The organism is Shewanella sp. SM20 (genome assembly GCF_025654545.1).
Lineage (GTDB): Bacteria > Pseudomonadota > Gammaproteobacteria > Enterobacterales > Shewanellaceae > Shewanella > Shewanella oncorhynchi.
The window spans coordinates 141,506-155,892 of sequence record NZ_JAKKRK010000002.1 but is presented as its reverse complement, the minus strand read 5'-3'; the positions used below and the strand labels follow the sequence as shown (position 1 = coordinate 155,892).

Sequence of the window (14,387 nt, the reverse complement as noted above, 5' to 3'; positions counted from 1 at the left end):
GATGTCCGGAATTTTAATTGCAGTCATATTGTTGACCCTATTGGCATTAGTCTTTGGACTATTACTCGGTTTTGCCGCCGTTAAATTTAAGGTTGAAGGCAATCCGATTGTCGATGAACTCGAAGCGATTCTGCCACAAACCCAATGTGGTCAATGTGGTTACCCTGGCTGTCGCCCTTACGCTGAAGCGATTGCCAACGGTGATAAAGTCAACAAATGCCCTCCCGGCGGCACAGCCACCATGGAAAAACTGGCGACCCTGATGGGCGTCGAGCCAGAGCCACTGAATGCCGAAGCACAATCTCAAGTGAAAAAGGTCGCCTACATACGTGAAGACGAATGTATTGGCTGCACTAAGTGTATTCAAGCCTGCCCCGTGGATGCGATTATCGGTGCAGGTAAGCTTATGCATACTGTGCTGACAACCGATTGCACGGGTTGCGATCTCTGTGTTGAGCCTTGTCCCGTCGATTGTATTGATATGATCCCAGTCACCCAGAATCTTAAAAATTGGAACTGGCGTTTAAATGCCATCCCAGTGACTCTCATTCAAGAGATTCAGATCCAAGACCCACAGTTAGAAGAGGAAAAGCGGTGTTAACTTTATTAGATCAATTAGATAAAGGAACCCTTTGGCGCTCACCCGGTGGTATACATCCACCCGAAGTCAAATTCCTCTCGAACGCGACGCCGATTAGCCAACTGCCCTTAGCCGCTACGTATTTAGTGCCCATCCCTCAAGTCGGTGAAAACTGCACACTTGCGGTAAACATCGGCGATAGCGTATTAAAAGGCACACCGTTAACACAAGGCACCTCCATTTGGCATTTACCTGTGCATGCGCCGACATCAGGCACTATCGTTGCCATTGAGCCAAGGGCCAGTAACCATGCTTCAGCATTGCCAGTTAACACTTGCGTTATCCAAGCCGATGGCAAAGACACTTGGTGTGAGCTGGTGCAAAATGAGCTTGAGGATTTAACCCATCAGCAGATGATCGATAAGATCCGTGCTGCAGGCATTGCAGGCATGGGCGGCGCGGCGTTTCCAACTCATATTAAGCTTAATCCGGTCAGTGAAATTGATTTAGTCATCATCAACGGCGTCGAGTGCGAACCTTATATCAGCGCCGATGACAGATTAATGCGCGAATACAGCCAAGATATCCTCGCCGGTATTGGCATTATTCATCGGCTATTAACGCCAAAACGCATTGTTATCGCCATTGAAGATAATAAGCCAGAAGCGGCAAAAGCCATGCAAGCTGCAGTCGTGCAATGTGGGCTCCCAGCGGACAGCATTCGGGTAACGGTCATTCCGACAAAATATCCTTCTGGTGGTGAAAAGCAGTTAATTCAAATCATTACTGGCCGCGAAGTGCCCTCGGGCGCTATTCCCGCCAAACTCGGTATCGTCGTGCATAACGTCGGCACTGCCTTTGCGATTCATCAAGCGGTTACCCAAGGTAAACCGCTGATTGAGCGTGTTGTGACTGTGACAGGCAAAAATGTCGGTAAACCGGGGAACTACTGGTTACCGATAGGCACACCTGTTGAGCATGTGCTTGCTGCGACTGAGTTCACGCCAGAGCCTGAACAAAAGGTGATTATTGGCGGGCCTATGATGGGCCATGCATTGGCGAATATCCAAGTGCCTATTTTAAAAGGTACTAACTGTATTCTGGTGCCAAGCAGCCAAGAAATAGGAACTACGCCAGAAGAAAAAGCCTGTATCCGCTGCGGCGAATGCGCCAATGCCTGCCCTGCACTCTTATTGCCACAGCAACTCTTTTGGCACGCCAAGGCCGAAGAATATGACAAAGCTGCCAGCTACAATCTAAAGGATTGTATTGAATGCGGTTGTTGTAGTTACGTCTGCCCGAGTGATATTCCCTTAGTCGAGTATTACCGCATTGCCAAATCCGCACTCAAACAAGCCGCCGATGAGAAGCAGCAAGCGGAGCGCGCTAAACAGCGTTTCGATGCCCGTTTAGCGCGTCTTGAAGAAGAAAAGCTTGCCCGTGAAGTTAAGGCTAAAGAAGCCGCAGAGCGCCGACAAGCGACTATGACTGGCACGGATAAAAATGCCGTCGCCGAAGCCATGGCACGGATCGCCGCGAAAAAAGCCGCAGCGGCACAATCAGCAACTGAAGAGTTGTCGAATGAAGAATCATCAAACGTAACAAGCACTGATACGACAGACGCGCCCAAGGGTAAAGCTGCCGTTGCAGCAGCCATCGCCCGCGCTAAGGCGAAGAAAGCCGCCCAAGTGAATGCCAATGGTGCTGATACAAATGGTGCAGATACAAGCAATGTGGTGAATATTGATGCCAGTGATGAATCCTTCTTAGCAACAGATGCAATCGCGCAAGAAGCGCCGTTATCTCAGAAGGACAAAGTCGCCGCGGCCATTGCTCGCGCCAAAGCTAAAAAGGCCGCTCAGCAAGCCGATACCGCGCCGCTTGGGCCTACTGAAACCACTGACAGCACATCAGAGCTCAGCGCTGCCGATGATAAAAAGGCCAAAGTGGCTGCCGCAGTCGCGCGGGCAAAAGCCAAGAAAGCGGCGCAGCAAGCAGAAACCGCCGCTAGTGATATTGAAGTTAGCAATACTGAAATTATCGTTAGTGACGTTAATGATTCAGAAGCGATTAAGAAAGCCAAAGTAGCCGCCGCGGTTGCCCGTGCTAAAGCGAAAAAAGCCGCGCAGCAAGTTGAGACAAATGCTGACAATGATTTAACTCAGACCGCGACTCCAGCAGTTGATTCCGCAGCTAGCGTTCAAGCAGATGTGAATGATGATACAGAAGCAGCCGCTACTGACGTTAACGACGCTGAAGCGATTAAAAAAGCCAAAGTGGCCGCCGCTGTTGCTCGTGCTAAAGCGAAGAAAATAGCTGCGGCATCAGCAGCTGAGTCTAAAACTGAGTCTGAAATAGAGTCCGTTGACGACATTCAAACTAAAGCTAACGTGGCATCGCCGTCGATAGCAGCACTTGACGCCGTCGCAGCTAAACCCGAAGCCGTTTTACCATCCGCAGAACCCATTGAAACGGCAGCCTTATCAGGCGATGAGCTTAAAAAAGCACGGATTGCTGCGACCATCGCCAAGGCGAAAGCCAAAAAAGCGGCACTCGCTCAACAAACCGAAGCTTCGAGCGATTCAAATGTTGCTAATGATTAAGAACAGAATGATAAAAAGGGAACACAATGGCGTTTAAAATAGCCTCATCACCCCATGTCACACGTAATTTGCATACCTCAACTGTGATGCAAAGGGTGATTTTATGTTTACTGCCGGGCCTTGTGGTGCAATGCGCCTTTTTTGGCTGGGGCACGCTTGTTCAAGTGTTGCTTGCGATTATAGTTGCCTTAAGCTGTGAGGCCGCGGTGATGAAACTTCGCAATCGTAATATCAAAGCCAGCCTTAGCGATAACAGCGCCATGCTGACCGCAATCTTGATTGGTGTCGCCATTCCTCCCCTAGCACCTTGGTGGATGATAGTGATGGGCACCGCCTTTGCGATCGTTATCGTTAAGCACCTTTACGGCGGTTTAGGCCATAACCTGTTTAACCCTGCAATGGCGGCGTATGTATTGCTGTTAATCTCATTCCCAGTGCAAATGACCACTTGGATAGCACCGAGTACCATTGCGCTGCATTCGCCTAGCCTAGCTGAGAGCTTGCAACTTATCTTCAACATTGGCGCCCACGTTAACTTGGAACAGTTTCGTTTAGGGATAGATGGCATCGCAATGGCGACGCCACTCGATACCCTTAAAACCGATTTATCCCTAGGATTAACCACCACAGAAAGCCTGACTAAAGCCATTTTTGATGGCAGCACAGGCGTAGGTTGGTTCTGGGTGAATTTAGCTTATCTGGCTGGCGGTTTAGTGTTACTTAAACTGAAAGCCATTCGTTGGCACATCAGTACTGGCGTGTTATTGGGGCTTTTTGTCGCATCGAGTATCGGTTTCTTACTGTCGCCCGATACCCAAGGCAGTCCCCTATTACATTTGTTTTCTGGCGCGACCATGTTAGCGGCATTTTTTATCGCAACCGATCCCGTCACAGCAGCAACCAGCCCCCGTGGTCGCATTATCTTCGGCGCGTTAATTGGTGTGTTGGTGTATATCATCCGCATTAAAGGCGGTTACCCTGACGCCTTTGCCTTTGCCGTGTTATTGGCTAACCTCTGCGCCCCCTTTATTGACTACTATGTGCGGCCACGCACCTATGGTCATTCAGCTAGCTAAGGCCATTGGGCGGACTAGTCATGCTACAAGATAATGTCATTCTGCTGGCAACGAGAGCTTAAGGAAAAAGAGTTGAAAAATCCGATGATTAAAAATGGTTTTTTATTGGCACTGTTTGCCTTGATTTGCACAGGTCTCGTCGCCGCGGTCAATCAACAAACCTTTGACAAGATTAAGCAGCAAGAACAACAGGAATTGATGCGAGTATTACAACAATTAATCCCTGATGAAATACATGATAACGAGCTTACCGCTCAGTGTACCTTGCTATTAAACAAAGAAGCATTAGGCACGGATAGTCCAATGCCGGCCTATATTGCTACCCATGCAGGCAAGCCTGTCGCTATCGCCATGGAAGCAATCGCGCCCGATGGCTATAGCGGTAATATCAAATTAATTGTTGGAATTAATATCCAAGGTGAAGTCTTAGGCGTACGTACCTTGTCCCACCAAGAAACCCCCGGGCTGGGTGACAAAATTGAACTACGTAAATCGAATTGGGTCACTCAGTTTGTTGGTAAAGTGCTGGGCTCTGCAGATGATAAGCAATGGTTAGTTAAAAAAGATGGCGGTGATTTTGACCAATTTACCGGTGCAACCATCACCCCGCGCGCTTATGTTAAAGCAGTCAAAAACGCGGTATGGTATTTCAGCACTAACCAAGCACAAATTTTCAGCCAGCCGCTAAATTGTGAGGCCAACCATGACTAATTATCGCGAAATTGCGTGGCAAGGACTGTGGAAAAACAACCCAGGCCTAGTGCAACTGTTAGGTTTATGTCCGCTACTCGCGGTTACTGCAACGATCACTAACGCCCTTGGCCTTGGTTTAGCCACTATGCTAGTGCTGATTGGCTCTAACATTTTGGTGTCACTGGTGCGCGACTATGTACCCAAAGAAATTCGTATTCCTGTGTTTGTGATGATCATCGCCGCGCTAGTCACCACAGTGCAACTGCTCATCAATGCCTATGCCTACGGCCTGTATTTATCCCTTGGGATCTTCCTGCCATTAATTGTGACGAACTGCATCATCATCGGCCGCGCCGAAGCCTTTGCCTCGCGTAATAATGCGTTTAGTGCCGCCTTCGATGGTCTAATGATGGGCCTTGGTTTTACTTTAGTGCTTACAGTGCTGGGCGCAACGCGGGAAATCTTAGGTCAAGGCACACTGTTTGATGGAGCGGATCAACTGCTCGGCCCATGGGCTAAATCGTTAACCATGCATCTATGGCAAGTCGATACCCCATTTCTCCTTGCTATGCTGCCACCCGGCGCATTCATCGTGATGGGATTATTGATTGCATTGAAAAATGTGATTGATAAAAAAGTCAAAGAACGCCAACCTCAAGTCGCCGCAGAGCCGAGTGTTACCCGCGCACGGATCACTAAGGTAGGTTAGGCTTTCAAGTAACGACAGGCATTATGGCGATCAGATATGCCCTAGTGTTAACACGTTTAATGTGTGCCTAGCACATGATGAGCGGCAAAACTCAAAGCATCAGAAAATCAGCGAACGTGGGTTGTAAACTCATCAATCATCATTAATAGGATATTAATAATGAGCGGTTGAGAGTTGAACCCCACCACAGCGCAGGAATCGTACATGAATCAAGAAAAACGTATCCAGATCCTCACTCGTCTTCGCGATAACAATCCCAAACCTGAAACCGAACTCAATTTTTCAAGTCCCTTCGAGCTGCTAGTGGCAGTGACGTTATCGGCCCAAGCAACAGATGTGAGCGTCAACAAGGCAACAGACAAGCTCTTTCCTGTGGCAAACACAGCCCACAGCATTTATGCCCTTGGCGTAGAGGGTTTAAAGCAATACATAAAAACCATAGGCTTATATAACAACAAAGCCATCAATGTGATCAAAGCCTGTGAGATCTTGATTGAAAAGTACAATGGCGAAGTACCAGAAAACCGCGAAGCCTTAGAGTCTCTGCCCGGCGTTGGCCGCAAGACGGCTAACGTGGTACTAAACACTGCCTTTGGTTGGCCAACCATCGCCGTCGACACCCATATTTTCCGCCTCGCTAATCGCACTAAATTCGCGCCCGGCAAGAACGTAGTCGAAGTGGAAGAGAAAATGCTAAAAGTCGTGCCGGCGGAATTTAAAGTCGATGTGCACCACTGGTTTATCCTGCATGGCCGCTACACTTGTCTTGCGCGCAAACCCCGCTGTGGTAGTTGTATCATTGAAGACTTGTGTGAATTTAAAGAAAAAATTTATCCTGAAGAGTAAACCCAAGCCAGTTAGCCTTGGCTTTTCTTCTCGAGCAAACTGACTAGCTCTTCATATTTTGGCCCTTGCCCAAATTGCGGCAAGGCCACTGCAAAAACCACGATTCCAAAGGCCATATAAATGGCGAATTCATTGACCCACAAGCCAGATATCGTCAGCCCAGTACCCAGCACGACTAATGCAATCACAGCTAATCGCACTTTCTGCGCCATCTGTACTTTTCGCTTGGCCGACGCAATTAATGCTATTTCAGTTTCGCTAAACAACATCTTCAAATCCTTGTTAAGTTTTACATGCATTAAATCACAGACAAACAAAAAGCCGCAATAGCGGCTTTTTTGCTTAACTTGGAACTGGGTTAACTCAAACTTGTATTAGTCGTTAAAACATTGAAACAAAGAACGCACTGAAAAATAAAGCAATAACAACTGTGGTGCCTAAAGCCATTTTAAGTTCGGTGTTCATCATTCACTCTCCTAGTTGGTATGGCTACATTATTATCAACCCAGTGATAAAAACCCATGTTTGTATCTGTGTTTTGTGAGCGATAGCCAATTTATCGGCAATTTTCTCTTCTCAATCCTGAAAATTCCTCTTACAGACAATCATTTCCCTATCCTAAGCTTTAATCTGGGTCAAGCGCTGTAAAAACAATGGCTGACATTTATCGAGGTCCATCTACGGATTTTTGGTATACTCCACCCCGTAATCTATTTAGAGAGAGGACCTATGTCGCAACTATTACACACTATGATCCGCGTCGGTAACTTAGAACGCAGTATTGCTTTTTATACTGAAGTGCTCGGCATGAAACTACTTCGCACCTCTGAAAATCCAGAGTACAAATATTCTTTAGCTTTCGTGGGTTACGGTGAAGAATCCACAGGCCAAGCCGTGGTTGAACTGACCTATAATTGGGGCACTGACAAATATGATTTAGGCACTGGCTTTGGCCACTTAGCGATTGGTGATGAAGATATCTACGCCCGTTGCGCTGCGATTGCCGCAGCCGGTGGCAAAGTGACTCGCGCCCCAGGTCCTGTCGCAGGTGGTACCACTGAGATTGCGTTTGTTGAAGATCCAGACGGTTATAAAATTGAGTTCATTCAAATGAAATCAGCGACCCAAGGTTTAGGTTAAGTCCTGTCAACTGAACCCGAAAAATAACTGAGCAAGACTATTTATTCAGCGAAAAATGCCGGATCTTCATTCGGCATTTTTGTTTTTATACTTTAGATCTCACGTTAGGCACAAAGAAACATAAATCAAGCCAGTGATTTACTGCTCGCGCCATGCGTTTAAACCGACTTTATCGAAGCTTTATCTTGTGTCAGCTTTCGCTCGGTTTTGTTCGCCACTTTACGGCTGAAATAACGTTTAAACCAAGGCGTGCGCCACAGCAGCAACACACTAAAACCTACGATATACAGACTCGGTTCGATGATTTCCGATTTTACCGACCAGTAAAAATGGATTGGCGCTAATATCGCGACTAAATACACCCCATTATGCAAGGTTTGCCAACGACGTCCCATCTTGCGCATCAAGGCTTTAAACGAAGTTATCGCCAAAGCGGTGACGATAAGATAAGCCACTGCGCCGACTAAAATATACGGCCGTTTTACCACTTCACTAAACAGTAATTCCCAAGCAAATAACAGATCTAAACTAAAAAACACCAAGATATGCAAGGTGGCATAGGCAAACACATATAACCCCACTAAACGGCGGGTCTGCATCAACAACCCTTGCTTGGTCAACTTTGCAATCGGTGAGATCAGCAAGGTCGCCGCTAGCGCATTTAATGCGCCTATGCCTGTGTAGTGAATAATGTGCTGCACGGGATCGCCACCCGCACGGCCAAGCACCACTGTGAGCACAAGGTAGACGATGGGCACTAAACCCAACAAATGAAATAACGCCTTTAGCCAAAACAAGTGCTTAGCGGTTAATCTCAACATACCTTGTCCCCGCTTAATAGCGAATATCCAAACAACAAACCAATCATCAATAGTATTTCCTCAGATCTATGCCGTCATACAGTGAAGCCACAAACTCGCCGTAACCGTTGAACGGCTGGGTATCGATGCGGGTTGCTGAAAACAATCCCCCCTCGCCGATACGACGCTCTGTGGCCTGCGACCAGCGCGGATGATCCACCGCCGGATTAACGTTGGCATAAAATCCATACTCGTGTGAGGCAAGCTGATTCCAGCTGGTCGGCGGTTGTTTATCCATGACGCGAATTCGCACGATTGATTTAATGCTCTTAAAGCCATATTTCCACGGCACCACTAAGCGAATGGGCGCACCGTTCTGCGGTGGCAAGGTTTTACCGTACAAACCCACCGACATTAAGGTTAAATCGTTCATAGCTTCTGCTATCGTGAGGCCTTCAACATAGGGATAATGAATACCTCCCCCCATTAATCGGCTCTTCTGCCCCGGCATTTGCTCGGGATCAAAAGCGGTTTCAAAGGCGACATACTTGCCCTTACTGGTGACGCCAACTTTTTTCAATAATGCCGCCAGCGGGAACCCCACCCAAGGGATCACCATAGACCAAGCTTCAACGCAGCGCAGGCGATAGTTACGCTCCTCAAGCGGGAACATTTTAGTCAGATCATTAAAATCTAAGGTCATGGGCCGTTCAACTTCACCTTCGATACGCAGTTGCCAAGGGTCGACTTTAAAGCCTTGGGCATTATTGAAGGGATCTTGCTTGTCCGTACCAAATTCGTAGAAATTATTATGCTGCGTCACTTTATCAAACGGGGTTAACACATCGGCGTCACCGTACTGCTTATTGGATTGAAACGTCAGTGGCGTTGTGATAAATGAGGACTTAGGTTGATCGCCAAATAGATCGAATAATCCAGCCTGCACATAACCGGGCACGCTGGCACCGATAGCACCGAGTCCCATGGCTTTTACAATTTGCCGACGCGAGCGAAATACCGCTTCGGGCGTCACTTGGTTGTCTTGCATGTGCCACTGCGCTTTTTTAAGAATACCTGGGGTAAAACGGGAATGTTTAGCCAATTGACACCTCTACCATCCAATGATTAAAGCCACCGAGTCGCGATAAAAATCTTCTCTGGCGCTAGTCTGTATCGCTCACTCTTATATAGACAGGTAAAAGCCAGAAAAACTTTCCACCCGTGAATAAATTCACCTTAAACGTATAAGACTTGCTCATTCAAGCATTAAGCGCAGATATAGTTGATTAAAGGGCTTGAAGCCTGTTGGGGGGCATGCGAACCTAAGCGCCAAAGCTAAAGGAGTGCTATTGATCATGCCATTTTCTCAATCTTTTTCTGTCGCCGAAATCATCGGCCTTCTCGCCATTGCCTTCTTAGGCCTGTTGATCGGTGCTCTGCTCAATCAAAGACTCACCCGCCAACGCTGGCAACTACACAAAGACCAACTTGAGCAAGAAATGCGTCAAGTAAATGAAGATGCAGAATTATCCTTAGCACAACAGCAAATTTTGGTCGATGACAAAGAAGCGCAATTACGTCAATACCAGCAACGCCTTGAGCTCAAAATTGAACAACTGGGTAAAGCCGAGGCTTTAGCCGAACGCGTTCCCACCTTAGAGCAGCAATTAAATGATAGCCAGCGCCGTCAGTTAGAGATCCAATTAGCCCTGTCGAAATCCAATGCCATGCAGCAAACCATTCAAGCCAAGGCCGATGCCCAGCAAGAATCGCTGCAGGATAAAATTGCCAGCTTAGAATCGGCCGAAGTGCGTTTACAAACCCAATTTGAAAACCTCGCAAACCGTATTTTTGAAGAACGTAGCGAAAACTTTAAGCACCAAAATGCCAGCCAACTCGAAGGCGTACTTGGGCCATTAAAACAACAGCTAGAAGGATTCAGACAACAAATTCGTGAATCCTACACCCACGAACAATCCGAGCGCAGCGCCCTCAAACATCAGCTTGAGCACTTAAGGGAGCTCAATCTGAAGATGAGCCAAGATGCTATCAACCTGACCAAAGCGCTCAAGGGCGATAACAAGCAACAAGGTAATTGGGGTGAAGTGATCCTCGATCGCGTACTGCAAGAAAGCGGCCTACGTGAAGGCCATGAGTACCATACTCAGCAAGATCTCAAGGATGATAGTGGTAAACGCTTTAAGCCGGATGTGATTGTGCATCTGCCAGAAAATAAAGATGTGGTCATCGATGCTAAGATGTCGTTGGTCAGTTATGAGCGCTACTTCAACAGTGAAGATCCGGCACTGCGCCAACAGGCCATTAACGAGCATGTCATTTCAATTCGCAGTCACATTAAAGGCTTAAGTCAAAAAGATTATCAACATCTGCATGGCCTTAAGAGTCTCGATTATGTATTGATGTTTATTCCTATCGAACCGGCATTTTTACTGGCATTAGAGCATGATCCTAGCCTAGTCAATTTTGCTCTTGAGCAAAATATCATGCTCGTTAGTCCAACGAATTTGTTGGTGGCCCTGCGCACAATTAACAATATTTGGCGCTACGAATATCAAAATCAACACGCACAAACCATTGCAAAACAAGCGGGTCGAATTTACGACAAGTTATGTGGTTATATTGAAGATATGGAAAAACTCGGCCGCGCCTTAGATAATGCAGAAAAAACCTATCACAGTGCAATGAACAAGCTGTCATCGGGCAAAGGCAACCTTGTGCGTCAAGCCCATTTAATGCAGCAGCTCGGGGTCGATACCAGCAAACAACTGGATAAAATGCTGCTAGAAAAAGCGCTCAATGAAGCCCAGGACGATAACGACACTCAGGATGACGACGCTGAACTTAATCTGTCGCATACCCGCGATCCTAAGGACACAGAACTCGAGCCTGTCGAATGCAATGATAGATAACAAGAATTGAACACCCATTAATTACCTCAAATCGATACGGACATGTCGATTGATACCTTGATGCCCGGAGGCAAACGCTCCATGTGCAAAGCAGTTATAAATGTGGTTATATCCAGTGCAATATTGCTCGCAGGCGCATTGAATGCCCCTGCTGCACTTGCGTTAACGTCAACGCAGAAAACCTTTCTTGAGGCTGAAAAAGCCCTGAAGAAGCAAGATTATGCAACCTATAAACCCCTACGGGCAAAACTAGGTAATTATCCGCTCGCGATTTATTTAGATCATGATATCGACATAGGTGCTCTTAATGCCTTACAGGGTTATGCAGCTAAAGCCTTGATTGAAAAATATGAAACCACACCCATGTACAATAGGTTACGGTCTAAATATTTAAACAATGCTGGTAGCCAAAAACGCTGGAATGATTATCTTGCGATCACCCCAGAAGCGCCTACCGACATCCGCCTGCAGTGTTATTACTATGAGGCGAAACTCGCCAAGGGCGATCTAAAAACGGCTTATGCGGCCGCACAATCACTTTGGGTATTTGGGGGTTCGCGACCAAAGGAATGTGATCCTCTTTTCAACACATGGACCAAAGCGGGCAAACGCACACAAGATGTCGTATGGGCGCGAATGATGCTGAGTTTCGAGGCTGGCGAAACGAGTTTACTGAGTTTTTTATCCCAAAAAATCACCACCCATAGTAACGAAGCTAAGCGTTTAGTCGCCGTCTATAAAGATCCCAATAGCCTGCGCCATACCGAAAAGTTTAAAGATAAAAATCCCATTGTCGGTGACATTGTTGCAGCAGGATTAAAACGCCTTGCCCGTAAGGATCTCGACCAAGCCATTAATTTGTATGAACGGTATCAAAAGGCCCATCGTTTTACCCCAGAACAAGCGCAGCAACTCGATAAATACCTTGTTCGCCGCATTTTAATTGAACAAGATGATAACTATAAAAACTATGTCGACAATGTGCTCACTGAGCTGAAAAATGACGACTTATTTGAGCGCCGTTTAAGATGGGCTATCCGCGATCACGACATGCGCAGTATTGCCCGTTACTTGAACCTACTCCAACCAGAAACCTTGGCAAAGGAACGTTGGCAATACTGGCTTTATCGCACCAATGCCAAAGAAGCGCCTGAAAGCGCCATAAAAGCGCTCGCGACAATCAGTAATGAACGTAATTTTTACGGTTTTGCTGCTGCGCAGTTCTTAAATAAACCGGTATCACTCAATCAAAGCCCTGAGCCTGTTGTTGATGCCAATAGCCAAAAGTTAACAGATGATCTCGGCTTTGTCAGAGTGCAAGAGTTAATGGCGCTCGACCGTTATTTCGATGCTCGCTATGAATGGATGTCACTACTAAAACGCAGTGAAAATACGATGCGAGCACGCTATGGACGCTATGCCCATGAACAGGGCTGGTACGATTTTGGTGTTGAAGCCAGTATTCAAGGTAAGTTGTGGGATGATATTCCTCTACGCTTCCCTATGGCACACCAAGCCGGTTTTGAGCACGCCAGCAAAAAGCATAGGGTTAACATCGATGAGATCCGTGCGATTAGCCGCCGCGAAAGTGCATTCTATCTTTATGCGACCTCGGGCGTAGGTGCCCGTGGCCTAATGCAAATTATGCCGGCCACGGCCAAAGCTACTGCCAAAAAACACGGGGCCAGATATAGCGATCCAAAGGATCTCTATAGCGCAGAGCTTAACCTCAATCTTGGTAGCGCTTACTATGCCCAGCTGTTGAAAGAGTTTAACCAAAACCGCATCCTCGCCACGGCGGCCTATAACGCGGGTCCCTCTCGCGTGCGTCGCTGGTTATCAAACTCTGATGGCAAACTCGATGCCATGGGCTTTATCGAGGCGATTCCCTTTACTGAAACCCGTGAATATGTTCAAGCCGTCCTCAGCTACCGATTAATTTATGAGGCGCAAAAGCAAAAAGCACAGCCATTATTCAGCGAAGCTGAGCTTAAGTTTGCTTACTAACTCGTGACATGAAAAGGAACTCGATACTCAGCTGCATCGAGTTCCTACTTTTCAGCATACCCTAGGGTAACGCTCATGCTTTAACCACCAAAAATTCTAAATGATATTCTCTAAATTCAAATAATTAGCAAAGCGAATAATTATTCAGCAATCACGCCGTTTTATCGAAAACTTGTTTGCACTGAAAGGTATTAAATGCGAATAATTAGTATTAAAGCATTAAGAATCCCATTACACCCATGATTAACCTTAGTTCGTTAACGCTTAGCTGCGAATACCAACCCTTTGTCAATCCTCATACTTTAGCCATCGACGGCTATGAAGCCTTAGCACGCTTTTACTTGCCTAATGGTGATGCGGTTGCACCTAATATTGTGTTCGAGCAATTGCATGAATCCACAGAAATACTCGCTGCAGTTGAATATCAAGCCAAGGCATTTCAACTCATCCATGCGCCGAGTCAGCAGCGAATTTTTATCAATGTTGATCCCCACGCCGTCGATGGACCACATACCGCCAAGCTCATTCGTTTACTGTCCCACTATGAACGAGTCACGGTCGAGATCATCGAAAACACCTGCATTAACGATGCCCAGCTGGCCAGTCAATTATTCACTCAATTTAAACAAGCTAAGATACATGTGGCGCTGGATGATATTGGTGCGCCCCACTCCATGCTCAGTGTCGATCTGATGATGAACGTGGATTATCTTAAATTTGACCGTCATTGGTTAACGCACATAACACACCCAGAGGGAGCCCAATTATTAATTGCATTGGTCAACTTTGCCAAAAAGACTCACAAACAATGCATTTTAGAAGGCATAGAAACTGAAGCTCACTTAGCCTTTGCGCGCGATATCGGTGTCGACTTCGTCCAAGGCTTTTTGTTTAAATCCTGGTTTATTCGCCCCACCAGCAGCCAAGCACTGTGCCTTACGTAAGATCAGGCTAAAACGGTTTACATTCGCGCCACCAGCCCACTCAAGACCAGACCTAATGC

Annotated in this window: 13 protein-coding genes; 10 read left to right on the top strand and 3 right to left on the bottom strand. The window is 46.8% G+C overall.

Annotated features, from left to right (window positions below; all coding sequences use genetic code 11):
- Position 1: 1 nt before the first annotated feature.
- The 6 genes from rsxB (at position 2) to nth (ending at position 6,507) form a co-directional block, all read left to right on the top strand.
- Positions 2–601, top strand: coding sequence for an electron transport complex subunit RsxB (rsxB, locus tag L5M18_RS01645; protein WP_263195806.1), 600 nt, complete (start codon positions 2–4; stop codon positions 599–601).
- Positions 595–3,183 (top strand): electron transport complex subunit RsxC, encoded by a 2,589-nt coding sequence (gene rsxC, locus L5M18_RS01640; RefSeq protein ID WP_263195805.1) that lies wholly within the window; start codon positions 595–597, stop codon positions 3,181–3,183. The genes rsxB and rsxC overlap by 7 nt, the downstream gene beginning before the upstream one ends.
- 26 nt (positions 3,184–3,209) lie before the next feature.
- Positions 3,210–4,259 (top strand): electron transport complex subunit RsxD, encoded by a 1,050-nt coding sequence (gene rsxD, locus L5M18_RS01635; RefSeq protein ID WP_263195804.1) that lies wholly within the window; start codon positions 3,210–3,212, stop codon positions 4,257–4,259.
- Between the two features lie 72 nt (positions 4,260–4,331).
- Positions 4,332–4,970: an electron transport complex subunit RsxG gene (gene rsxG / locus L5M18_RS01630; RefSeq protein ID WP_105252444.1), complete on the top strand. Its 639-nt coding sequence runs from the start codon at positions 4,332–4,334 to the stop codon at positions 4,968–4,970.
- Complete coding sequence (locus L5M18_RS01625; protein ID WP_028760019.1) at positions 4,963–5,661, top strand: electron transport complex subunit E; 699 nt, start codon at positions 4,963–4,965, stop codon at positions 5,659–5,661. The genes rsxG and L5M18_RS01625 overlap by 8 nt, the downstream gene beginning before the upstream one ends.
- Before the next feature lie 204 nt (positions 5,662–5,865).
- Positions 5,866–6,507 (top strand): endonuclease III, encoded by a 642-nt coding sequence (nth, locus tag L5M18_RS01620; RefSeq protein ID WP_168825144.1) that lies wholly within the window; start codon positions 5,866–5,868, stop codon positions 6,505–6,507.
- 11 nt (positions 6,508–6,518) lie between these two features.
- Here nth and L5M18_RS01615 read toward each other — a convergent pair whose 3' ends face one another.
- Entirely contained in the window at positions 6,519–6,776 is a 258-nt protein-coding gene (locus tag L5M18_RS01615) for a hypothetical protein (RefSeq protein ID WP_226058513.1), read from the bottom strand.
- Positions 6,777–7,236: 460 nt separating this feature from the next.
- Between L5M18_RS01615 and gloA the strand changes: the two genes are divergently transcribed.
- A complete protein-coding gene (gene gloA, locus L5M18_RS01610) occupies positions 7,237–7,647 on the top strand; it encodes a lactoylglutathione lyase (RefSeq protein ID WP_006087315.1) in 411 nt (136 codons plus the stop codon).
- A 158-nt stretch (positions 7,648–7,805) separates the two neighbouring features.
- On the opposite strand, the gene msrQ is transcribed toward gloA, so the two are convergent.
- Both msrQ and msrP read right to left on the bottom strand, forming a co-directional pair.
- On the bottom strand, positions 7,806–8,468 hold the full coding sequence (gene msrQ / locus L5M18_RS01605; RefSeq protein ID WP_263195803.1) for a protein-methionine-sulfoxide reductase heme-binding subunit MsrQ: 663 nt from the start codon (positions 8,466–8,468) through the stop codon (positions 7,806–7,808).
- 46 nt (positions 8,469–8,514) lie between these two features.
- The gene (msrP, locus tag L5M18_RS01600) at positions 8,515–9,549 is read right to left on the bottom strand and encodes a protein-methionine-sulfoxide reductase catalytic subunit MsrP (RefSeq protein ID WP_263195802.1); all 1,035 of its coding nucleotides are present in this window, start codon (positions 9,547–9,549) and stop codon (positions 8,515–8,517) included.
- 253 nt (positions 9,550–9,802) lie between these two features.
- Between msrP and rmuC the strand changes: the two genes are divergently transcribed.
- From rmuC to L5M18_RS01585, 3 genes are all read left to right on the top strand, one after another.
- Positions 9,803–11,377 (top strand): DNA recombination protein RmuC, encoded by a 1,575-nt coding sequence (rmuC, locus tag L5M18_RS01595; RefSeq protein WP_173245045.1) that lies wholly within the window; start codon positions 9,803–9,805, stop codon positions 11,375–11,377.
- Between the two features lie 81 nt (positions 11,378–11,458).
- Positions 11,459–13,384, top strand: a complete 1,926-nt coding sequence (locus L5M18_RS01590; RefSeq protein ID WP_263195801.1) for a transglycosylase SLT domain-containing protein — start codon at positions 11,459–11,461, stop codon at positions 13,382–13,384.
- 239 nt (positions 13,385–13,623) lie between these two features.
- A complete protein-coding gene (locus L5M18_RS01585) occupies positions 13,624–14,328 on the top strand; it encodes an EAL domain-containing protein (protein WP_113939636.1) in 705 nt (234 codons plus the stop codon).
- Positions 14,329–14,387: the final 59 nt, after the last annotated feature.

Excerpts from the sequence above, each read along its gene's own strand:
- rsxB (WP_263195806.1), top strand. The coding sequence starts at position 2 with ATGTCCGGAATTTTAATTGCAGTCATATTGTTGACCCTATTGGCATTA.
- rsxD (WP_263195804.1), top strand. The coding sequence starts at position 3,210 with ATGGCGTTTAAAATAGCCTCATCACCCCATGTCACACGTAATTTGCAT.
- L5M18_RS01625 (WP_028760019.1), top strand. The coding sequence starts at position 4,963 with ATGACTAATTATCGCGAAATTGCGTGGCAAGGACTGTGGAAAAACAAC.
- nth (WP_168825144.1), top strand. The coding sequence starts at position 5,866 with ATGAATCAAGAAAAACGTATCCAGATCCTCACTCGTCTTCGCGATAAC.
- L5M18_RS01615 (WP_226058513.1), bottom strand. The coding sequence starts at position 6,776 with ATGTTGTTTAGCGAAACTGAAATAGCATTAATTGCGTCGGCCAAGCGA.
- gloA (WP_006087315.1), top strand. The coding sequence starts at position 7,237 with ATGTCGCAACTATTACACACTATGATCCGCGTCGGTAACTTAGAACGC.
- msrQ (WP_263195803.1), bottom strand. The coding sequence starts at position 8,468 with ATGTTGAGATTAACCGCTAAGCACTTGTTTTGGCTAAAGGCGTTATTT.
- rmuC (WP_173245045.1), top strand. The coding sequence starts at position 9,803 with ATGCCATTTTCTCAATCTTTTTCTGTCGCCGAAATCATCGGCCTTCTC.
- L5M18_RS01590 (WP_263195801.1), top strand. The coding sequence starts at position 11,459 with ATGTGCAAAGCAGTTATAAATGTGGTTATATCCAGTGCAATATTGCTC.
- L5M18_RS01585 (WP_113939636.1), top strand. The coding sequence starts at position 13,624 with ATGATTAACCTTAGTTCGTTAACGCTTAGCTGCGAATACCAACCCTTT.